This is a genomic window from uncultured Thalassospira sp. (assembly GCF_963976115.1).
Classification (GTDB): domain Bacteria; phylum Pseudomonadota; class Alphaproteobacteria; order Rhodospirillales; family Thalassospiraceae; genus Thalassospira.
This window is the reverse complement of sequence record NZ_CAXBJJ010000002.1, coordinates 222,976-245,785: the sequence shown is the minus strand read 5'-3', so window position 1 is coordinate 245,785 and position 22,810 is coordinate 222,976. Positions and strand designations below refer to the sequence as shown.

Genomic DNA, 22,810 nt, shown 5'->3' with positions numbered 1-22,810 from the left:
TGTATGGGACCGGTTAAAAATCCGCAGTGATGGAAAGCAATGCCGTGCGCGGCGCGCCAAGTGCCACCATGCTATAGCTGTTCACACTGGACCAATAATGTTCATTGGTAACATTCTGCACGGTGGCGCGCACCGTAATCGGTGTTTGTGAAACAACGGTTTTATAACGCACGCCAAGGTCAAGCGTGGTCCAGTCGGGAATTTCCTGTGTGTTCGCACTGTCGATATATTGGCTCGATGTGTGCGTTACCGTGCTGCTAAGCGTAAGTCCGTCAACAAAAGGCGTATCCCATTCGGCGGTCAAATTGGCCTGCAATTCCGGCACACCAACCGGGCGATTACCTTTGTTCGCCGCTGTGCTGCTTTTGGTCAGTTCCGCATCAAGCAACATGATGCCGCCCAACAGACGAACATCCTCGGTAACCTGGCCAAACAGGCTAAGCTCTAACCCGCGGTTTCGTTGTTCGGCATCGCTGTTATAGACGTTGTTGGTTGTCTGGCCCGATGGCTTGGTAATCTGGAAGGCTGACAAACTGCCGCCAATGGTGCCGAAATCCAGCTTCACACCGGTTTCATATTGTTTGGCAACATAGGGCGCCATCGCTTCACCGGCATTTGATGCCGTGTTTGGTGCGATGTCACCTTTGCTAAGCCCTTCAATATAGTTGGCATAAAGCGAGACATGTTCCCATGGCTTGACCACCACACCCACCATCGGCGTAATTTTGCTTTCGTCATAAGATGATGAAACCACACCGGATGTGTAATTGTCCGATTCAACGCGCTGATGCCGTGCGCCAAGGGTTAGTAACACCCGGTCATTTAACACGCCCATGGTATCGGCAAGGGCAATGCCGGTCAGCGAGGATTCCGATAATTTCGGTTTTGAGGATGGCGCGCTGACGCTGACAGCAGGGTTTGCCAGCGGTGCGTAAATGTTGGATGCCAGGCTGGTATTGTCATAAACCGCCCCGCGGCGGAAAATATCCTGATACCGGCTGACCTGAAATGTCGCGCTATGGTCAATGGCACCGGTTTCAAACCTGCTGCGAACCCCACCATCGGCGGACCACCGTTCGGTCTGGAATTTCATATAGGATACACTATCGAGTGTATCCCCGGCGGAATTCTGAATCTTCGGGTACCCGAACAAGCGATCAACCTGGGTTTTGCCCCCGCCGACATGACCAAACAGGGTGATATCGTCATTCACATCATATTCCGCACCGGCGGCGGCAGATTGATCAACTGCTTCGGACCATTCCCAGGCATGACTTACATTTTTGGTGCCATCGGGCGCGCCGGGCATGGCAATGCCGCTGGCGACCAAAAATTCCCGTGAGGGCGCATTTAAATCTTCGCGCTGATCAATCAGGTCCAGTGTGGCGCGAAAATCATCGCCCCGGTAATCCAGTGCCAGGGCCCCGAGTGTACTTTCGCGGTGTTGATGATCCAATGCCGTATCACCGCCCTGGTAACCACCATTAAACCGGACACCAAATTCTTTATTCTCGCCGTATCGACGGCTGAAATCAACACGTCCCCCTGCCTGCTCACCTGGCCCATAATCCGCCGTTACCCGGTTTAAATCGGTGTCACCCGCGCGCTTGGGCACAATGTTGATCACACCGCCAACACCGCTATTGGGGGCCATGCCGTTTAACAAGGCTGCCGGGCCTTTCAGCACTTCTATGCGTTCGGCAAAGCCCGACAACGCCCGATATGTTGGTGCCACCCCATACGATCCGTTAAAGGCAACTTCACCCGAATTACCCGTATTTATGGCAAATCCGCGAATGGAGTAAGCATCGAGCATCCCGCCACTGCTGCTTAGCGTGCGGACTGACGGATCATTTTTTAAAACGTCCGCAATAGTTGTTGCTTGCTGATCGGCAATTTTTTCACTGGTATAGCTGGTGATGCTCACCGGTGCGTCCATGATATCGGTATTGCCCAGCAGGCCCATCTGGCCGCCTGTTGCTACCTGCCCTCCGGCATAAACGGGCGGCAGATCGGTTGTTTGTGCATCGGCTTCCACCCGGATCGGGTCCAGCATGGCACCATCGCCTTGCCCCGCCCCTTCAGCGGGATCAATCAGGATCAAGGCATTTTCACCGGTCAAGCGATAGCCAAGGCCGGTGCCCTTTAACAAAGCCTCCACTGCTGCCGGAACGCTCAAATCACCGCGAATGATCCGCACATTTTCAATTGCGGGCAGGTCAATCGTATAAGCAATACGCCAGCCTGATGCCGCACCGATCCCGGCAATTCCCCCTGCCAGTGACTGTGCTGTAATATCGAAATGATAGGTGGCTGTTTGCCCCTGTTGCCGGGCATCGGCCTGGACCGGTGCGACCAGCACAGGAATGACCAGCGCGCTTGATATCAACAGTGCTGCTATAACGGAACGTGATTTTTTTGTTTCTTGTGCAGATCGCAATTTCCCACTCCTCAATATCTGTCTTCCCAAGCAGATCCCCTGCTTCTAACAAGACAAACGAACGGGGCTTGCAAACCCTCACATCGAAAAGTCACTTTTTGCGAATTTTTCGCAATCTCAATATAAAAGAGTGATCCAGGGCGATGTTTTGATCACTTTTGCCCCAACGGCATCCGCCACTGTTTTTAGGGAGCCCCCGACATCACGGGTCGGAAAGCTGCCAGAAACCCGGCTATTGGCGACATCCCCCAATACAATTAAACGGGCTGTGCTGTAATTTTGCAGCTTTGCCACAACATCACTGACACGGCTGTTTTGCACGCTTAATCGTCCTTCCATCCATGACAGGGCCAGGGCACTATCAACATGGTCACGCATCGCCACCCGGGTGCCGTCGCTGCGTGCCTGTTGGTCCGGGCCTAGCAGCACGCCGCGCGTGTCTTTTTCGTTGGTAACACGCACCGCCCCGCGTTCAACCGTCACAATTGTTTTGTCGTGCAAACGATCGACGTTAAACCGCGTTCCAACCACTTCGATGTCGGTATCGGGTGTGTGCACACGAAAGGCATCGCCATCGCGATGAACGACGTCAAACAACACCTGCCCGCGCAAAAGGCCAACCTCGCGATGATTTCCGATGAAATCTGTGGTCAGGGCACTGTTCGCGCCGAGAAAAGCTGTTGATCCATCTGGCAAGGTTACTTTGGTAACGTCGTTTGTTGTGGCAACAATATCGGCCTGCCAATTCACGATCAGGTCCGGGTTGGCGGCCCAAATCAGTCCGCACATCATCGCCATGGCGGCCATGCCCGCAAGGGATCGCCGTACTGTAAAACCGCGCTTCAAACCCGATAAACCAAACCGTTTACGGTTTTGTGCCGCGCGTTGTGCCGGTTGTTCGATCCGGGCCCACAAAACCCGCATCTGGTCAAATGCAAGCCGATTGGTTTTATCGGCATTCATCCATGCGTCAAAATCGGCTTCATCCTGTGCAGACATGGACCCACCGGCACGTTTGGCATGCCAAAGTGCGGCTTCATCCTTTTGGTCTTCACTGGGTTGGTAATTGTTTCGCATGGGCTTCCGGGTTAAACAGCACTAAAACCGGTCATAGCCTGAGAGGCCTATTTCCGATTGTTCTTCTATAACCGAAAACGAATGACGAGAAAATAACCGCATCCATGCAATAAGAACTGACCGAAAAACATCTTCGCCCCGGTTTCTATAAAACCACCCGAGCGATAACAGGTTGGGCGCAACGATGCCGCGCGGCCTCTGAAGCGACTGGCAAGGGTTTGTCAAGCCCGACCGCCGATTAAAGGCCTCGCTGGTCGGTTCTGATCAACCAGATTTGCTATCAGGACCGATCGAGATGGTCTGCCAGTTTTTCCTGGCAATGGCGCATGGTGCGCGCCAGTTGTTTTTCAACGGCACTCACGGTAATGCCATATTTTTTGGCAAGGTCGGCGTTGGAAATGCCCTCAACCCGATGCGCAATAAACATGTCGCGGGCCTGAGGTGCAATTTCTTGCAATGCGGTATCAAGCGCGGTTAACGCCTGACGTGCCTCGGCATGGTCCTGCGGTGAACTTGTTTCATGTACCCACATCTGACTGGGCATTAAATGGTCCATAACCCGGTTGCGTGTCGCCGTACTGCGATGATGGTCAATCACGGCATTACGAACCGACGCATATAACATTTTGGTGTCGGCGTCATTGGCACCGGCACTGCCTGCCTGCATCAGGCGCACATAAACATCCTGCACCAGCTCTGCGGCAACGTCTCGGTCACGCACCCGTCGCACCGCCATCGATACCAGTTGGCGGCGATGGTCTTCAAACAGCCGCGCAAGGTTTTTGCGCCAGAACGATATCGCCAGTTTCATTTTAAACCCAGGGCATAAACCAATCCAATCCGGACCGGACAATATCAGTAATGATAATCACTTGCAAATATCAATATCATGCAAATTTGGCCCCTGCCAAATATCGCGCATACCTTCACGTGCTGCACACAAAAAGCCCCGCAACTATTTGTCATACGGGGCTTATCGAAAAAATTGACCGAACTTTATTTATCGCGGCGCGACGAGGCATAGCGTTCTGATTGTTCATAATACGCATCAAAACCGATCCGCTGGCGCAATTCAGGCCATTTCATCAACATCTGGTCGCGTGGTGATCCAGCTTTTAACAATTGCAGGGTATCAACCATCGCCTTCATCGCCGCCGCCATCAAAGACAGCGGATAAGCGGCAATTTTAAAGCCAATTTCCTGAAGCTCGGCAGGGGATAAATCCGGTGTTTCACCGCCTTCCAGAATATTTGCCATTTTAGCCCCCGGCAGGGCATCGCAAATCGTTCGCATTTCATCAACCGATTTGGGGGCTTCTACAAACAATATATCTGCGCCCAGTTCGGCAAATTTCGCGGCCCGGTCAATGGCTTCGCTCAAGCCATATTCATGGCGGGCATCGGTGCGCGCCAAAATCAGAATATCGGCCCCGGCGTCTCGTGCATCAACCGCGGCCCGAATGCGATCAAACGCTTCGTCGCGCCCCACCACTTCCTTGCCTTTAGTATGCCCGCACCGTTTGGGGGCTACCTGGTCTTCAATCATGATGGCAGCACAACCGGCCTTGGCAAAGCCGCGCACCGTGCGCTTCACATTCATGGCATTGCCATAACCGGTATCGCCATCGCCAATCACGGGAATCGAAACCGCATCGGTAATATTGCGCGCCTGGTCCAGCACTTCGCCATAGGACATCAATCCAAGGTCAGGTGCGCCAATTCGCGCCGCTGCGGTCGAAAAGCCGGACATAAATGTCAGACCAAAGCCTTCCTGTTCAATCAGTTTGGCCGAAAGCGCATCAAAGCAGCACGGCATGGTAATCAGTTCATCGCGGGCAAGCATTGCCCGCAGGGTATCTGCTGGTGTCATTTTCATCACATTTTAAACGGAATATACAGGGCCAGATCCGGCCACACATACAAAAGGAAGGCGGTAAAAAACATCAACAGGATGAACGGAAACACCCCTTTTGAGACCTCGCCCAAGGCTGTTTTTGCCACCGACTGGATTACATACAAATTCATGCCAACAGGTGGTGTAATCAGCGCGCATTCCACCATGACCACCATATAAACACCAAACCAGATCGGATCGATGCCAAGGGCCACTGCCGCAGGCAACAATACCGGCGTCATGATCAGCACCATCGACAGGGCTTCAAACACCAGCCCCATCAACAGCAACACAACCGATACCACCAGCACAAAGCCCAACTGTGTATCGACATTGTGGCTGATCAAAACCGAAATATCCTGCGGTATACGATACAGGGTAATCGCCTTGCCAAATACTTTGGCCCCGGCAATGATCAGGATCACCGCAACCGTGGTCGCCATGCTTTCAAAGGCGGCCCGTTTAATGCCATCCCAGTTAAGCGCAGGCATCGTCACGCGGATATTCATGCGGGTGGTCAGCCCGCCAAAGGCACGAAACAAGCCAAAAACCAGCACCGGTACGATAAAGTAGCCAATAACCGGCCCCTGCCCGCCAAAAACCAGATAATAGACCGCATCTGCCACCAGCATCGTCGCAGGCAGGCGCAAAACCGGCACGGTAATTGCGAGGGACGCCGAAAAACCAATTGCGGCGGCCTCGGTCGGGGTAAAGGCCCCGCCGTAAATGCCGGCAATGATCAAAACCGCCAGCAAAATCGCCGGAAAGGCCTTGAATGTTGCGCTCCAGCGTTCGTTCCAGCTTTTTTTCGGCTCCGGTGTTTGCCCGCCAAAACGGGCATAAATCATCGAAAAAATGATAAACAGCACCAGCAGGGCAATGCCCGGGCCAATCCCGGCCAAAAACAGCGAAATCACTGATTCTTCAGTGACAAACCCGTAAATAATCAACGGAATGGACGGCGGGATCAAAATGCCCAGCGTGCCGCCAGCAGCCAGCAATCCGTAAACAAACCGCTTGTTATAGCCACGGTTGATCATTTCGGGGATCGCCACCGTGCCAATGGTCGCCGCCGTTGCCACCGATGACCCGGAAATGGCAGCAAACACGCCGCACGATAAAATCGTCGCCACAGCCAGCCCGCCCGGCCAATGTCCGACCCAGGCGCTTACGGCGGCAAACAGGTCCTTGCCCACCCCGGCCTGCAATAAAACGTTGGACATCAGCAGAAACAACGGCACAGCCAGCAGGATAAACCCATCCAGCGTTGATAAAATGGCCTGGGGGGCCATCAAGGGCGAAAAACCGCCCAGCATCAACATCGCCAGACCCAAACTGCCCAGGGCAAACGCCACGGGCACCCGGATCAGTAAAATGGCAAAAAGCGCAATCAGCGTTAGAATAATGGTCATTCGTGCGCCCCTTGCGGAATTTCCCTGCCCCGCAGGACATTCACAATTTCGATCACCGCCTGAATACCCAGCAAGGTAAAGCCAACAAAAACCGGCAATTCGGAAATCCAGGTCGGCAAATCCAGCATCGACCCGGTTGTGCGTCCGCGCTCCAGACTTTCAAAGAAAATGCCAAAGCCCTTCCACGCCACCATAACCGAAAAAAGCGCAATAATGATCATCGCCAGAATTTCCAGCACCCGTTGCATTGTCGGGCTACAAAGCCGGGTTATGGCATCAACTGCAATATGGCGGCGTGCTGCCAGTGCCCACGGCATCCCGATAAGTGCGCCCCAAATCAGGCAAAGCTGCGATAGCTCGGCCGCCCAGATGGTTGGCTTGACAAAGAAATATCGGGCAACCACTTCCCAGCTCAGCATGAAACCCGACGCCACAAACAGCAGCGCACCGATCCAGGCCAGCAAAACAATAAATCGATTATACATCGTGGGACAACGCGTGACGGGTGGCCAATGTCGGCACCCTCACCTTTCATATGCTAAAAACAGATAATAACAGACAGGAACACCGCCATCCTGATGGTGGCGGCGGTGCTCCCCTCGTCATCATTCAAAAGAATGACAGATGCCTAAAGTTTCTTCGCGGCGTCAAAAACTTCCTTGCCCAGCGGCCCGGCATCTTTCAGGAAGGAATCATATACCGGCTGGGAAACGGCACGCCACTGTTTCACTTCTTCGTCGGTCGGGGTGTAAATCGTCATTCCGGCGGCTTCCGATTCCTTGAAAGCCTCGGCTTCAATCGCGCTCATACGGTCGCGAACGTCCTTTTCGGCATCCCGGGCCGCAGCGGTAATAATACCACGCTGGTCTTCGGTCAGGCCCTTCCAGAAATCGGTATTGATCATGACCAGAAACTCGACATCGGCCATGTTGGTAACGGTAACCGTGTCCATCACTTCCCACAATTTCCGCGATTTCACACCCGAAATACCGGTCATGCCGACATCAACCGTGCCGCGCTGATAGGCCAGATACTGTTCCGAACCGGAAATAAGCGTCGGCGCGCCTTTGGCCGCTTCCACAAACTGGCCCAGCGATTTGCCAAATACGCGTACTTTTTTACCTTCAAGGTCTTTAGGTATGTGGATCGGCGCCCCCTTGGACAGCATCACGGTGCCGCCATATGCCTGCCACCACAAAACCGTCGATCCGGTATCGGCAATGGCGTTATCAAGCGGGCCGCGCACCGGCGACCCAGGGCTAACAGCCGCGCGTACCTTGGCATCGGAATCGATCAGGAACGGCTGATAGAAAACATCAACAGCAGGCACATCACCGGCATAGCGGGTCAACGAGGCCGATCCCATTTCGATGGAGCCTGACCCAACCGCGCTGGGAATTTCCTTGTCTTTATAAAGGGTCGCTGAATCATAAATCTCTACGGAAATATCGCCGTTCGATTTTTCTTCAACTTCTTTTTTAAACAGCTCAAGATTCTGAACAATATGGCTTTTGGGCGGAAGCTGCGATGCAATCCGCAACGTAACATCGGCGGCCTGTGCCGCACCGCCAACCCCTATCGCGGCCATCAAGGCTGCGATCACGGCAATTTTTTTCATAATGAACGCCCTCTGAGTTTTTTAATTACAATCAATTCCAATCCTGCGCGAAGATGGTCCAAATCCCCCCTTTTGTTCAACACCTTTTCGACCTTTCGCCAAATTTTACTAATTTGTTGCACTTATGATTGAACAATGCACTGCACCGAAAACGCATTAATCGGGCCGACTGCAAAAGAGTCGCATCGGATAACCATATAAATACGGTTGTGATTTGTTATTTTGTAAAATTGCCTAGTTCGCAAACGGGTCCGGGATCTGTGCGGCCAGGTTGGTTTTGCGCACCAGTTCCAAAAATGCGACGGCCGCAGGTGATAATGTGCGCCCCGACCGCCAGATAAGGCCAATATCGCGCAACAATTCCGGTTGCCCCAAGGGCCGAAAAATCAGAGGCTCGCGCCCTAAAACCGGCAAGGTCAGGGCAGGCAATGCCGTCACCCCCAACCCTTGCGATACAAATGCCCCTGCTGTTGCCAGGTGCGATACTTCAAATCGGGGCCGAAACAGCAATCCTTGCTGGGCGCAGGCAGCATCGGTCAATGTTCGCACACTGGTGCCCTTTGCCATCGCGACAAAGGGTAAGCACACCAGTTCATGCCAGCCATATGTCCGGCGTTCATCCAGTGGCCCGCCCGGTGCCCCCACGGCGACAAAACGGTCAGTTAACAGTTTTTGGAACGACAAACGTTCCGAAACCTCGACCGCACCGGCGGTAAAGCCAAGGTCGGCCTCGCCCAGTTCAACTTCACGAATGATCCCGTTGGAAAGCACATCATTAATCTGTACATCCACATCGGGATGGGCATCTAGAAATTGCTGTACCAGTTTGGGCAATAACCCCGCCGTCACCGACGGCAACCCGGCAATGGTGAGCCGGCCCCGCCGCGCTGCCTGATAGGCCTTGAATTCGACCATGGCATTTTCGGTGGTGTTTAAAATCCGCTCGGCCAGCCGTAAAAATACCTGCCCTTGCGGGGTTAACGCCACATTGCGGGTATCGCGGTCAAACAGGCGGCTGCCCACCCGGCTTTCCAGGCGCGTAATCTGGCGGCTTAAAGCCGATGGCGATACACCAATATCTTCGGCAGCCGTGCGAAAGCTGCCGGTTTCGACCAGGGCGCGAAAGGCCCGCATGTCGTCAATATCAACATTAATGCGTTTCATGCATTAATTATGTCGTTTTTTTCACTTCAAGCAACAAAACTTATCAGGCACACTTTTGAACGTTACGAAAAACAAAACCAATAATCTGTCGTAATAAACAGAAAAAGCCCGCCAGACGGGCATTAGGGAGGATTAGCTATGAAATTCAAATCACTGGCACTTGCGGGTGCGCTGGCCATTGGCCTGTCTTTTCCGGCCATGGCCCAGCAAAAACTTCTTATTGGCTCCACCTCTGCCTCGTCCAGCCACTATGGTTATTTCGTTGCGGTTTCCAAACTGATCAACGAGAAGGCGGACGGGTTGGAAGCATCGGTTGTTGAAACCGGTGCCACGATGGATAATTTGCGTCGCATTGAACGCAACCAGATCGACCTTGGCCTTGTCACCACCAATGTGGCCCAGCACGCCAGGGCCGGGACCAACAAATTTGAAGGTCATCCGCTCGATATCGGGTTGTTGTGGGTTTATACCGGTGCGCCGCAAAACGTTATTGTCCGCCAGGATTCCGGCGTTAAAACCCTGTCAGACCTTGCCAATGTGCGCTTTAACCCCGGCATTAAGGGTTCAGCCACCGAAAGCACCACCGAAGCCGTCTTTAAAGCCCTGGGCCTGTCAGCTGATTATGTTCGTGGTTCCACCACCGATATTGTCGACATGATCAAGGATAACCGCCTGGCGGGGTATGTAAAATCCGGTGCCGGTGAAAAACTCGATAGTTCCACCATCGATATTGCCACCTTCACCCCGATCCGGGTTCTGAGCCTGAACGATGATCAAAAGAAAATCCTGGGCGAAAAAATGCCCGATATTTCTTTGGTCGATATTCCGGAAGATGCATCCAACAACATCCCGGCTTATTCCACCTGGAGCTTCGGCGTTGGTGTTGCGGCAGGCATGAAGCTGTCCGAAGATGCCGCCTATAAAATTGTTGATGCCATTATGAGCGATAAAACCGTTCAGGGTGAAGCCATGGCCAGCGTGAAAGGCGCCGATCTGGCAAAACTGACACTGCAATATGGCACCATCCCGTTCCATCCCGGGGCGGCAAAATGGTTCCGCGAACATGGTTACGACATTCCGGCCCGTCTGGACCCTGCCAAAAGCTGATCGCGCTTAAAGTACCACGACCCAGAACAATAAAAATAACGACCAACCGGGAGGAAATTCGCCGTGCTATTGCGTGTGCAAAACGGGCTTGCTGTGCTTGTGGGGGCCTTTGTCTTTTACACTGCCGCATCCGGCCCTTTTGAAAGTCTGATACAGCGTGCGATTTTCCTCGCCCTGGTGGTTTGTCTTGGTCTGGCGATTTATCCGTTGGGCAAAGACACAAAATGGCGGCCAATGGGGCTGTTGATTGACATCCTCATTGCCGCCCTCACGATCACCGCTTGCGGTTACATCGTTATCAATTACGATAAAATCATGACCACCCTGCCCTGGGCGACACCTTACGACATGGTGCTCACAACCTGCCTTGTGGTCTCGGTTCTTGAAATTGGTCGCCGGGCGGTGGGCATTATCTTTCCATTGCTGGTGGTCATTGGTCTTGCCTATGCCCTGTTCGGGCAAAACCTGCCCGGCATTCTGGGGCATCGCGGGTTTGACAGCGCCTTTGTCACCGAAACCATTTTTCTCGGCGATCTGGGCATCTGGGGTATGCTTACCGGCGTTGCTGCCACGGTCATTGCCGCTTTCGTGCTGTTTGGCGCGCTGTTGCTCCATACTGGCGGCGGGCAAAGTTTTATGGATCTTGCCATGCGCATCGGCGGACGCCAACCCGGTGGGGCGGCCAAAATCGCCACCATCGCCAGTGGTTTGTTTGGCATGATTTCGGGTTCCGCTGTTGCCAATGTTGCCACCACCGGCAACTTCACCATCCCGATGATGAAACGGCTGGGCTACCCCGCACCGTTCGCCGCCGCGGTCGAGGCCGTTGCCTCCACCGGCGGGCAAATCGCCCCGCCGATTATGGGTGCTGCCGCCTTTGTCATGGCCGAAATTCTGGGCATTTCCTATGTCGATATCATGGTCGCTGCGGTCATCCCGGCCTTGCTGTTTTATCTGTCGGTTTTTGTCACCGTGCATATCATTTCGGTGCGGCGCGGCTTGCGTCTTGTCCCTGATGATGAACTGCCTGCCTGGTCGCATATTTTGCAATGGCGCCGCGTTCTGCCCATTATTGCGGCTCTTACCGGGCTGGGCATTGGTATTTTCCTGGGCCGTTCGGTTGCCACCTCCGCCTTTTACGGCATTGTCGGCCTGCTCGTCGCCTTTGTCGGCACATCGCTTGGCAAACTCACCACGGCTGAAATGGTCCGCCGCGTGATAGACGGCATTGCCGATGCGGGCAAGGGCATGGTCATTATCGGTGTGTTGCTGGCCGGAGCGCAAATTCTGGTTTCCATGATCAACATGACCGGGATTGGCGTATCGCTGAGTTCCATGATTGTTGCCATTGCCGGTAATTCCATCATCCTTGTTGCGTTGATTGTCGCCCTTGTCTGCCTGATCATGGGCATGGGCCTGCCAACAACCGCGGCCTATGTGCTGGTCGCCGCTGTTTTGGCCCCTGCCATGATCAATGTCGGGGTCGATCCGTTAACTGCCCATCTGTTCGTGTTCTATTTCGCCACCATTTCGGTTATCACCCCGCCGGTCTGCGTCGCGGTTTTTGTCGCCTCCGGCATTGCCAATACCAACTGGCTGCCCGCTGCGGTCGAGGCGGTTCGTCTGGGTGCTGTTACCTATATCGTGCCGTTCCTGCTGCTGATCTATCCCGGTATGACCGGGCGTGGCGGTGCCCTTGAAATCATCAATGCCTGCATCTCCGGGCTGGTGCTGGTTTTTGCCATTCCGGCCCTTCTGGGGGGACAACGTCTGTTGGGGCATATCTGGCTGGATCGCGCCATTTTGCTGGGTTGCATCGCCCTTGCCATCTGGTCGTTTGTGCTGGCCCCGATCATTGCGGTTGCCATGTTGGCGGGGTGTTATTACTGGTCCCGCGCCCATAAACCACGCCAGGAGGCCCGGTTATGAAAACTTTGCGCATTGGCACCGGGGCGGGTTTTGCCGGGGATCGTATCGAACCTGCCGTTGAACTGGCCCAAAATGGCAATCTTGATTATCTGGTTTTTGAATGTTTGGCCGAACGCACCATCGCTCTGGCCCAACAGGCCCGTATGGCCAATCCGCACGCGGGCTATGACCCCTTGCTGGAACGTCGAATGCGGGCGGTTTTGCCGATTTGCTATCACAACAAAACCCGGATCATTTCCAATATGGGGGCGGCAAACCCGGTTATGGCCGGTCAACGCACGCTTGAAATTGCCCGCGAACTGGGCTTGGCCGGTCTGCGCATTGCCGTGGTCTGCGGCGATGATGTTCACGACCAGCTAAATACCAGCAGTTTTATCTTGATGGAAACCGGCGACACACTGGCAGCCTTTAACAAGCCAGTTGTTTCCGCCAATGCCTATCTCGGCGCCGGACCCATTGTTGAGGCCCTGGCACAAGGGGCCGATATTGTCTTAACCGGGCGTGTGGCCGACCCGGCCATGTTTTTGGCCCCGCAAATTTACCAGTTTGGCTGGTCGATGGATGACTGGCAAAAACTGGGTTGCGGCACGCTCGTCGGCCATTTGCTGGAATGTGGCGGGCAAATCACCGGTGGTTATTTCGCCGATCCGGGGTTTAAAGATGTGCCCGATATTGCCCGGCTAGGTTTTCCCTTGGCCGAAGTGTCGGAAAATGGCGATGCCATCATCACCAAAACGCCGGCTACCGGCGGCATTGTCAGCGTCGCAACCTGCAGCGAACAATTGCTTTACGAAGTCCACAATCCCGCCTGTTACCTGCAACCCGATGTCATTGCCGATTTTTCCAATGTCAGGATTGAACAGGCCGGACCAGACCGTGTTGCCATTACCGGGGGGGCGGGTCATGCGCGGACAGGCACGCTTAAGGTATCGGTTGGCTATGTCGATTCATTTATTGGCGAAGGGCAAATATCCTATGCCGGGGCCAGGTGCGTTGCGCGCGGACGCCTTGCCCTTGATATCGTTCGCGAACGCCTTGACATCACCAAGGTCAATTGCCAGGAAATACGCAGCGATTTGATCGGCCTTGACGCCATTTTAGGGGCGTTTAATGGCGACATCAGCCAAATCCCTGAAATTCGCGCCCGCTTCACCGCGCGTACATCGTCAATGGCCGACGCCCGGCGGATCGGCGAGGAAGTTGAAAGCCTGTATCTCAACGGCCCGGCAGCGGGTGGCGGTGTCACCCGGTCCGCCCGGCAAATTGTTGGCATTGTATCGGGCCTGCTTGACGAAACCCTGATCACCCCTACCGTGACCATGCTGGAGGTTTAACCCATGCGCCTGCACCAGATCGCCCATTGCCGCACCGGCGACAAGGGCAATATTTCCAACATTTCTGTCATCGTTTATGACCGGGTAGATTATGACCTGCTGCGCACAACCCTTACGTCGCAACAAGTTGCCATGCGCTTTGCCAACATTGCCAGCGGCCCCGTCGAACGCTACGAACTGCCCCAACTGGGCGCTTTGAATTTCGTTCTGCACAACGCCCTGGGCGGTGGCGTCACCCGCTCTTTGGCGCTTGACGCGCATGGCAAATGCCTTGCCTCGGCCATGCTCGACATTGAAATTCCAGATTTCCGATAATCGATATTTTCGGTATCACTTTATTTAAATGAAAGAGATATTGCCCCGCCCCAGCCGGTCGAACGCCTTTCAGAAAATCCCGTGACAGGTCGTGTCAAAAGCGTCAACTGGCCGTAAAATTTCATTTTCGAACATTTTGAGGCACACTGGGATCATTCGGTCAAAACCTAAAATCCGGATCGTCGAATCGCCCCGCCAGATTGCTTGCACCGCAAACATTCGTGGCTTTTGCACGACGCGGCATTACACAACATCCCTCTTGCCCGCCTGAAGTGGTCAAATGCCCGGACGTTAAATCTTATGGCGAAAATTTCCAATCAAACATCGACCTATCTTTGGTTCCTAACCTCCCAGACCGCCAAATCTCTCGGGGCTGGCGGGCGTTACTTGCAGCCCATGCGCTGTTCTGACTGTGCTGTCACATCACCGGGTTCACTCAAGCGAGAAGCCGGAAGGCTAAACAGCACACCCGAAACGGTCCAAATATTTTTTTCATTTTTCAACGATTCAAGCAGTTGCAGCTTGCGACAAGACAATCTGCCGTTGATTTCCTTAAATTCAATATTCAGTGTCATAATTAAAAATAAAGCATATTCAATTGCTTAGGCTGGTTTTTCTGCATCAAGCTGCTGAAAATTTCGCGAATGAAATATTTTCACTTGCGTTTAATTTCTCTTGTTTGTAACGTTTGTGAAAATAAAGAACGACAGCTAACACCAGTTGTCATCAATCAGGGCAATCAGGGAGGAATCGGTTGCTCAATTCAAACATATATGACGTTGCCATCATTGGCGGCGGCATCAATGGCACAGGCATTGCGCGGGACGCAGCCGGGCGCGGATTGGCAGTTTTTCTTTGTGAAAAGAACGACCTTGCCTCTGCGACCTCTTCGGCTAGTACCAAGCTTATTCATGGCGGTTTGCGGTATCTGGAATATTACGAATTCCGGCTGGTCCGCGAAGCCCTGATCGAACGCGAAGTCTTGATGGGGGCCGCCCCGCATATTATTTGGCCGCTTCGTTTCGTGCTGCCCCATGTCAAAGGCCTGCGTCCGGCATGGATGATCCGCCTTGGCCTGTTTTTGTATGATCATCTTGGCGGCCGTAAAAAACTGCCCGGGTCCGAAGGCGTGCGTTTGGCCGCCCATCCTGCGGGGGCCCCACTGGCACCGGGCATGGACAAGGCCTTTGTTTATTCCGATTGCTGGGTGCAGGATGCGCGACTTGTTGTTTTAAACGCGATGGACGCGCAAATGCGCGGTGCCGAAATTAATGTTGGTACCGAATGCCTGTCTGCCCGGCGTGACGGCGATTTGTGGCATGTCACCGTGCGCGAAAACGGGCAGGAACGGCACATCAAGGCTCGCTCGCTGGTCAATGCTGCCGGACCATGGTGCGCCGAGCTTCTCGAAAGCAAGGTCGATGCCCATAAAAAACAGGGCATTCGTCTGGTGCAGGGCAGTCACATTGTTGTGCCCAAGCTGTTTGACCACGATTATTGCTACATTTTCCAAAATCCCGATGGGCGCATTGTTTTTGCCATCCCCTATGAACAGGATTTTACCCTGATCGGCACCACGGATCACGATTACAAGGGCGATCCCGCGAAGGTTGCCATCAGCAATAACGAAATTTCCTATCTGTGCGAACTGTCCAACACCTATTTCGCCCACAAAATCACGCCTGCCGATGTGGTCTGGTCTTATTCCGGGGTGCGCCCGCTTTATGGCAATGCCGATGAAGACGCCTCGGCCGTCACCCGCGATTATGTGCTCGAGATCGACCAGAAAGATGCCGAAGCACCGCTGCTCAACATTTACGGTGGCAAAATAACCACCTATCGCAAACTTGCAGAATCGGCCCTCGCCCGCCTGTCGCCCTATCTGGGCAACACCAGGGAACCCTGGACCAGCGGTGCACCTTTGCCCGGCGGGGACATGCCAAATGGTAATTTCGACGATTATCTTGCCGCAATGCAGCAACGATTTTCCTGGCTTCCGGCAGCACAACTCTACCGCTACGTGCGAAATTACGGCACACTGATCGATAGAATAATGAATGATGCAACGGATACTGCCGGTTTGGGGCTGCATCTGGGGAACGACGTTTACGAAAACGAGCTGCGTTACCTTGTGCAACACGAATGGGCACGATGCGCGGAAGATGTTTTGTGGCGGCGTTCAAAACTGGGACTGCATGTTTCAAAGGACACAGCAACAGCCATCGCAAACTGGTTTGCCAATACCGCCCCCTCCATCCTAACCGCCCCGATGGGCGAAGGAAATGAAGACAAATGACCCTGACGCTTGAAAATATTACCAAAACCGTGGGAGGTGTCACCCATATCGACGATGTGTCGATGACGCTGGAGCCAGGTTCGTTCAATGTCCTTTTAGGCAGGACCCTGGCGGGGAAAACCACCCTGATGCGGATCATGGCCGGTTTGGAACCGCCAACCAGCGGACGTATTCTGGTCAATGGTACCAATGTGACCGGTCAGCGCGTTCAAAAACGCAACATCGCCATGGTGTATCAGCAATTCATCAATTACCCGTCGATGAATGTGTATGACAATATTGCCTCTCCGCTGAAACTTCAGGGGGCCGACAAGGCCGAAATTGACCGCCGCGTGCGCGAAACCGCCGAGTTGATGCATATCGAACATCTTTTGGACCGTCTGCCGCAGGAACTTTCGGGCGGACAGCAACAACGCACCGCCATGGCCCGCGCCATGATCAAGGATTGTACGTTGCTGTTGCTTGACGAACCGCTGGTCAATCTGGATTACAAATTGCGCGAAGAACTGCGCGAAGAAATCCCCAATCTGTTGGCACAGCGCGACACCATTGTTGTTTATGCCACAACCGAACCGATGGAAGCCCTGTTGCTGGGCGGTAAATGTGCCGTCATGCATGAGGGGCACGTCACCCAGTTTGGCCCCACGACCAATGTTTTTCATAACCCGGCAACGGTTGAAACCGGGCTGATCTTTTCCGATCCGCCGATCAATCTGATCCCCGCCCATGTCAAAGACGGTGCCTTTTCGCTGGCCAGTGGCCACAATATTCCGCTTTCCGGGCATTTGTCGGGCATTACGAACGGCAACTACACCGTCGGGGTACGGGCCAATCACTTATCGGTGGTCAATCCCGGCCCATCGGCCATTGCCATGCAGGGCAATGTCGAACTGGCCGAAATCACCGGGTCCGAAACGTTTGTTCATGTGCGTTTCAATGATGCCTCCTGGGTTATTCAGGAAGAAGGCGTTCATAATCCGCGCCTTGGCGAAACATCGACCTTCTATCTCGATCCGTCACGTCTGTTTGTTTTTGATGCCGATAACCGGCTGAAGGCCGCCCCACCTGTTGAAATCGCAAATGGCAAGGCCGCCTGAGCCCGGAGAGTTAAAATGGCACGTATCGATCTTAAAAATCTGGCCCATTCCTATTTCCCTGATCCCCGGGGCGACGAGGATTATGCTTTGCGCCGCATGGAACATGTCTGGGAAGATGGCGGGGCCTATGCCCTGCTTGGCCCGTCGGGCTGTGGTAAAACCACGCTGCTAAATATCATTTCCGGCCTGCTCACCCCGTCGCATGGGCGCGTTCTGTTTGATGGCAAGGATGTCACCCATCTGGCCCCGGAACAGCGCAATATTGCCCAGGTTTTCCAGTTTCCCGTCATTTACGACACCATGACGGTGTTTGATAACCTTGCTTTTCCGTTACGCAACCGTGGTATTGACGAAACACGGGTTAAAAACCGGGTTCACGAAATTGCCGATATGCTTGATTTAACCGGCAAACTGAAACAAAAGGCCCGGGGCCTGGGCGCAGATGAAAAACAAACCATTTCGCTGGGCCGGGGTTTGGTACGCGATGATGTTTCCGCCATCCTGTTTGACGAACCGCTTACGGTTATCGACCCGCATCTGAAATGGGTTTTGCGCCGCAAGCTCAAGGAAATACACAATAAACTGCGACCGACCATGGTTTATGTCACCCATGACCAGATCGAAGCCCTGACATTTGCCGACAAGGTTGTCGTCATGTATGGCGGCAAGGTTGTTCAACTCGGCACGCCGCAGGAACTGTTTGAAAACCCGGCCCACACCTTTGTTGGTTATTTCATCGGTAGCCCCGGCATGAACATCATGCCGTGCAATATCGATGCCGGTGCCGCCTGGATTGATGGGCAACGCATTGCCCTGTCCGATGCGCAAATGACTGCGCTTGGCACTGCAACAGGCAAACTTGAATTGGGTATTCGCCCCGAATTTGTCCGCCTTGAAAATGAAACCGCAGCGATCGGTGATGACGGCATTCCCGTCAATATCGTCAAGGTCGAGGATCTGGGGCAGTTTAAAATCGCCACCACCCGGTTTGGCAATGCCGAACTGAAAGTAAAGGTTGGCGAAGACCAGCAGATTAGCGGGCAAAGCGGCATCCTGCGGTTTCCGCAGGAATGGACCAAAATTTATGCCGACAGTCAGTTGGTCGCGTAAGGGGGGCCTGGAAAATGAACAAGATTACCAATAACAAGGCCTGGTTTCTGGTACTGCCGGTGTTTTTCATCGTTGCAATCAGCGCGATCATCCCGCTGATGACCGTGGTAAATTATTCCGTCCAGGATATTTTCGACCCGAACACCCGGTTCTTTGTTGGCACCGAATGGTTCCAGCAAGTCCTGAATGACAGTCGCCTTCACGAAGCCCTTCTGCGCCAGATCGGCTATACCTTTAGCGTGCTTTTGATCGAAATTCCGCTGGGCATTGGTGTCGCCCTTACACTGCCACGTAAAGGCTGGGGTGTTTCGGCCTGCATGGTTTTGCTGGCCCTGCCGTTGCTTATTCCCTGGAACGTGGTTGGCACCATCTGGCAAATTTTCGGTCGTGCCGATATTGGCCTGGGCGGCTATGTGCTCAACATGGTCGGGGTTGACTATAACTACACCCAAAGCTCGGTTGATGCCTGGCTGACGGTCCTGGTGATGGATGTCTGGCATTGGACCAGCCTGGTGGTGTTGTTGTGCTATGCCGGTTTGCGCTCTATCCCCGATGCCTATTACCAGGCCGCCAAAATTGATGGCGCGTCGCGCTGGGCCGTGTTCCGCTTTATTCAATTGCCCAAAATGCAGTCGGTTCTGGTCATTGGTGTGCTGCTGCGCTTTATGGACAGCTTCATGATCTACACCGAACCGTTCGTCTTAACGGGCGGCGGGCCGGGCAATGCCACCACTTTCCTGAGCCAGTATCTGACACGCATGGCAGTTGGCCAGTTTGACCTTGGCCCGGCGGCGGCGTTCTCACTGATCTATTTCCTGATCATTCTACTGGTTTGCTGGGTTTTCTATACCGTCGTTATGAACGCCGGACAGCGGGAGGAACACTAAAATGAAGTTCCAGAAACGTCATATCGCCCTTTTGGTTTACATCCTGTTCCTGTTGCTGCCCATTTATTGGCTGTTTAACATGTCGATCAAAACCAATACCGAAATTCTCGGGTCAATGACCCTGTTTCCCGATAACCCGACCCTGGCAAACTATGCCACCATCCTGACCGATCCGGCATGGTATTCGGGCTATATCAATTCCATGATCTATGTCGCGATCAACGTGGTGATCTCGTTAACCGTTGCTCTGCCAGCTGCCTATGCGTTCTCGCGCTATAACTTCACCGGTGACAAGCACCTGTTTTTCTGGCTGCTTACCAACCGCATGGCGCCGCCCGCCGTGTTCCTGTTGCCCTTCTTTCAGCTCTATTCATCGGTCGGGCTGTTTGACACCCATATTGCGGTGGCTTTGGCACATTGCCTGTTTAACGTCCCGCTTGCTGTCTGGATCCTTGAAGGTTTCATGTCCGGCATTCCCAAGGAAATCGATGAAACCGCCTATATTGACGGTTATTCCTTCCCGCGCTTTTTTGCCACCATCTTCATTCCGCTTATTCGTTCGGGCATCGGTGTGACGGCATTTTTCTGCTTCATGTTCAGCTGGGTCGAATTGCTGCTGGCCCGCACCCTGACCTCGGTCAATGCCAAGCCGATTGTCGCCACAATGACCCGGACAGTTTCCGCATCGGGGCTGGACTGGGGCGTTCTTGCCGCCGCAGGCGTGCTAACGATTGTGCCGGGGGCGCTGGTGATCTGGTTTGTGCGCAATTACATCGCCAAAGGCTTTGCGATGGGCCGGGTCTGATCGGAAAAGAAAGGAATTAAAACAATGTCATGGATGGCCTGGACACCGGTTACAGCAGTGTTCTTCACCTGCATCGCCTTGATGCTGATTGGGATGGGGATTTGGCAGGCAGTTTCGCCCACCATTCCGCGCCGGGGATTTTTCCCGCTGGTCACGACACGGGGCGACCGACTTTTTATCAGCCTGCTCGGGGCGGCCTATATTCATCTTGCCTGGCTTGCCGTTACCGACATGACCGTCCTGATCGCCTCCGGCATCGCCGCTATCTGGCTGCTTGTCGTCATGCGCTGGGGCTAAATTCATCGGTTGGTGGTGATGTGTCCTACACCATCCCTGCCATCTTTTCGTCCTTCGCCAAGACGGGCATCGGTCTTCCCCCGTTTTGGTGTGCCGGATTTAAAACTGGCAATTTAATGGAAGACCAACAGGGAGGAACGACATGATCGTTACAGCCAAAGGCTCCTCTGCCGTCATCAGGGGTAGCGCTGTTGCAATTGCATTGGGTTTGGCGGTTCTTGCCAACCCGGCAATGGCTGATCAGTATACTGACGCGGCAAAAAAGTGGGTCGATAGTGAATTTCAACCCTCTAGCCTCAGCAAAGAAGACCAGCTAAAGGAAATGGAATGGCTGATTAAAGCAGCCGAACCCTTTCGCGGTATGGAAATCAATGTGGTTTCGGAAACGCTAACCACGCATGAATATGAATCCAAGACCCTGGCCAAAGCCTTCTCGGAAATCACCGGGATCAAACTGACCCACGATCTGATCGGCGAAGGCGACGTCATTGAAAAATTGCAAACCCAGATGCAATCTGGCCGCAATATCTATGATGCCTATATCAATGACTCTGATCTGATTGGCACTCATTTCCGCTATGACGCGGTTGTGCCCCTGACCGATTTCATGGCTGGCGACGGCAAGGATGTTACGTCGCCGACATTGGACCTGAAAGACTTTATCGGCCTGTCCTTCACCACCGGCCCGGATGGCAAACTCTACCAGCTTCCCGACCAGCAGTTCGCCAACCTTTACTGGTTCCGCTATGACTGGTTCCAGCGCGCCGACCTGCAAAAGCAGTTCAAGGACAAATACGGTTACGATCTTGGCGTGCCGGTTAACTGGTCAGCCTATCAGGACATCGCCGAATTCTTTACCAATGATGTTAAGGAAATCGACGGTCACAAGGTCTATGGCCATATGGATTATGGTAAAAAAGACCCGTCCCTTGGCTGGCGCTTTACCGATGCGTGGTTGTCCATGGCTGGCGAAGGCGACAAGGGCCTGCCCAACGGCCTTCCGGTCGATGAATGGGGTATTCGTGTTGATGGTTGCGCACCGGTTGGCGCCAGTGTTACCCGTGGTGGTGCGACCAACAGCCCGGCTTCTGTCTATGCTTTGACCAAATATATCGACTGGCTTAAGGCCTATGCACCGCCCGAAGCTGCGGGCATGACCTTTGGCGAAGCCGGTCCGGTTCCCGCACAAGGCAACATCGCCCAGCAGATTTTCTGGTATACCACCTTTACCGCCGACATGGTGAAGGAAGGCATCCCCGTTGTGGACGAAAATGGTATGCCGAAATGGCGTATGGCCCCCTCGCCGCACGGCCCGTATTGGGAAGAAGGTATGAAACTGGGCTATCAGGATGTGGGTTCCTGGACACTGATGAAGTCCACCCCGCTTGAACGCCGCAAGGCAGCCTGGCTTTATGCCCAGTTCGTCACCTCAAAATCCGTGTCGCTGAAAAAAACCCTGACCGGCCTGACGCCGATCCGTCAGTCCGATCTTGATACCCAGGCCATGACCGACATCGCCCCGAAATGGGGTGGTCTGGTCGAGTTCTATCGCAGCCCGGCCCGTGTGGCCTGGTCGCCGACCGGGACCAACGTGCCTGACTATCCGAAACTGGCTCAATTGTGGTGGCAGAACGTAGCCGAAGCCGTTACCGGCGAACGGACCCCGCAGGAAGCCATGGACAATCTTGCCAATTCGATGGACCGGGTGATGGAACGTCTTGGTCGTGCCGGTATCGGTGGCGATTGCGCCCCGAAACTGAACGAAGAACGTGACGCCCAGTACTGGTTTGACCAGCCCGGTGCCCCGAAACCGAAAATCGCCAACGAAAAGCCCCAGGGCGAGACCGTCAAATATGACGATCTGATCCAGGCCTGGCGTGAAGGCCGGGCAAACTAACCGCCCGTAACATCTCCAGGGTCAGCCGAGGATGCACCTCATCTTTGGCTGACCCGCCTTGTTTTGTGCATAACAACACCACACCACCACGTCATAAAATTCTGAACTTATAATGCTGCCCCTGTTCTGACA

19 protein-coding genes are annotated in these 22,810 nt (G+C 53.9%); 11 read left to right on the top strand and 8 right to left on the bottom strand.

From position 1 onward, the window contains the following. Window positions 1-13 precede the first annotated feature (13 nt). From AAC086_RS03070 to AAC086_RS03035, 8 genes are all read right to left on the bottom strand, one after another. Window positions 14-2,389 (bottom strand): TonB-dependent receptor, encoded by a 2,376-nt coding sequence (locus tag AAC086_RS03070; protein ID WP_339775138.1) that lies wholly within the window; start codon window positions 2,387-2,389, stop codon window positions 14-16. A 168-nt stretch (window positions 2,390-2,557) separates the two neighbouring features. Next, entirely contained in the window at window positions 2,558-3,517 is a 960-nt protein-coding gene (locus tag AAC086_RS03065) for a FecR domain-containing protein (protein ID WP_339775136.1), read from the bottom strand. 280 nt (window positions 3,518-3,797) lie between these two features. Further along, complete coding sequence (locus AAC086_RS03060) at window positions 3,798-4,328, bottom strand: RNA polymerase sigma factor (RefSeq protein WP_339775134.1); 531 nt, start codon at window positions 4,326-4,328, stop codon at window positions 3,798-3,800. A gap of 185 nt (window positions 4,329-4,513) precedes the next feature. Further along, window positions 4,514-5,386: an isocitrate lyase/PEP mutase family protein gene (locus tag AAC086_RS03055; RefSeq protein WP_339775131.1), complete on the bottom strand. Its 873-nt coding sequence runs from the start codon at window positions 5,384-5,386 to the stop codon at window positions 4,514-4,516. A 5-nt stretch (window positions 5,387-5,391) separates the two neighbouring features. Further along, complete coding sequence (locus AAC086_RS03050) at window positions 5,392-6,822, bottom strand: TRAP transporter large permease (RefSeq protein ID WP_339775129.1); 1,431 nt, start codon at window positions 6,820-6,822, stop codon at window positions 5,392-5,394. Continuing rightward, the gene (locus AAC086_RS03045) at window positions 6,819-7,307 is read right to left on the bottom strand and encodes a TRAP transporter small permease (protein ID WP_339775127.1); all 489 of its coding nucleotides are present in this window, start codon (window positions 7,305-7,307) and stop codon (window positions 6,819-6,821) included. Before AAC086_RS03045 ends, AAC086_RS03050 begins: the two co-directional genes overlap by 4 nt. 143 nt (window positions 7,308-7,450) lie before the next feature. Beyond that, window positions 7,451-8,440, bottom strand: a complete 990-nt coding sequence (gene dctP / locus AAC086_RS03040; protein ID WP_339775125.1) for a TRAP transporter substrate-binding protein DctP — start codon at window positions 8,438-8,440, stop codon at window positions 7,451-7,453. A gap of 234 nt (window positions 8,441-8,674) precedes the next feature. Then, window positions 8,675-9,604 (bottom strand): LysR family transcriptional regulator, encoded by a 930-nt coding sequence (locus AAC086_RS03035; RefSeq protein WP_339775123.1) that lies wholly within the window; start codon window positions 9,602-9,604, stop codon window positions 8,675-8,677. 138 nt (window positions 9,605-9,742) lie between these two features. Between AAC086_RS03035 and AAC086_RS03030 the strand changes: the two genes are divergently transcribed. From AAC086_RS03030 to AAC086_RS02980, 11 genes are all read left to right on the top strand, one after another. Beyond that, complete coding sequence (locus AAC086_RS03030; RefSeq protein WP_339775121.1) at window positions 9,743-10,711, top strand: TAXI family TRAP transporter solute-binding subunit; 969 nt, start codon at window positions 9,743-9,745, stop codon at window positions 10,709-10,711. 63 nt (window positions 10,712-10,774) lie between these two features. After that, entirely contained in the window at window positions 10,775-12,640 is a 1,866-nt protein-coding gene (locus AAC086_RS03025; RefSeq protein WP_339775120.1) for a TRAP transporter fused permease subunit, read from the top strand. After that, window positions 12,637-13,974: an acyclic terpene utilization AtuA family protein gene (locus tag AAC086_RS03020; protein ID WP_339775118.1), complete on the top strand. Its 1,338-nt coding sequence runs from the start codon at window positions 12,637-12,639 to the stop codon at window positions 13,972-13,974. Before AAC086_RS03025 ends, AAC086_RS03020 begins: the two co-directional genes overlap by 4 nt. 3 nt (window positions 13,975-13,977) lie before the next feature. Next, window positions 13,978-14,289 (top strand): hypothetical protein, encoded by a 312-nt coding sequence (locus tag AAC086_RS03015; RefSeq protein ID WP_339775116.1) that lies wholly within the window; start codon window positions 13,978-13,980, stop codon window positions 14,287-14,289. Window positions 14,290-15,043: 754 nt separating this feature from the next. Beyond that, window positions 15,044-16,585, top strand: coding sequence for a glycerol-3-phosphate dehydrogenase (gene glpD, locus AAC086_RS03010; protein WP_339775115.1), 1,542 nt, complete (start codon window positions 15,044-15,046; stop codon window positions 16,583-16,585). After that, window positions 16,582-17,682: an ABC transporter ATP-binding protein gene (locus AAC086_RS03005; protein WP_339775113.1), complete on the top strand. Its 1,101-nt coding sequence runs from the start codon at window positions 16,582-16,584 to the stop codon at window positions 17,680-17,682. The genes glpD and AAC086_RS03005 overlap by 4 nt, the downstream gene beginning before the upstream one ends. A 15-nt stretch (window positions 17,683-17,697) precedes the next feature. Beyond that, the gene (locus AAC086_RS03000; protein WP_339775110.1) at window positions 17,698-18,792 is read left to right on the top strand and encodes an ABC transporter ATP-binding protein; all 1,095 of its coding nucleotides are present in this window, start codon (window positions 17,698-17,700) and stop codon (window positions 18,790-18,792) included. 14 nt (window positions 18,793-18,806) lie between these two features. Beyond that, on the top strand, window positions 18,807-19,679 hold the full coding sequence (locus AAC086_RS02995; RefSeq protein WP_339775107.1) for a sugar ABC transporter permease: 873 nt from the start codon (window positions 18,807-18,809) through the stop codon (window positions 19,677-19,679). Between the two features lies 1 nt (window position 19,680). Continuing rightward, window positions 19,681-20,484, top strand: a complete 804-nt coding sequence (locus AAC086_RS02990) for a carbohydrate ABC transporter permease (protein WP_339775104.1) — start codon at window positions 19,681-19,683, stop codon at window positions 20,482-20,484. A 24-nt stretch (window positions 20,485-20,508) separates the two neighbouring features. Next, window positions 20,509-20,781 (top strand): DUF2160 domain-containing protein, encoded by a 273-nt coding sequence (locus tag AAC086_RS02985; protein WP_339775101.1) that lies wholly within the window; start codon window positions 20,509-20,511, stop codon window positions 20,779-20,781. 142 nt (window positions 20,782-20,923) lie between these two features. After that, window positions 20,924-22,678 (top strand): ABC transporter substrate-binding protein, encoded by a 1,755-nt coding sequence (locus AAC086_RS02980; RefSeq protein ID WP_339775097.1) that lies wholly within the window; start codon window positions 20,924-20,926, stop codon window positions 22,676-22,678. Window positions 22,679-22,810: the final 132 nt, after the last annotated feature.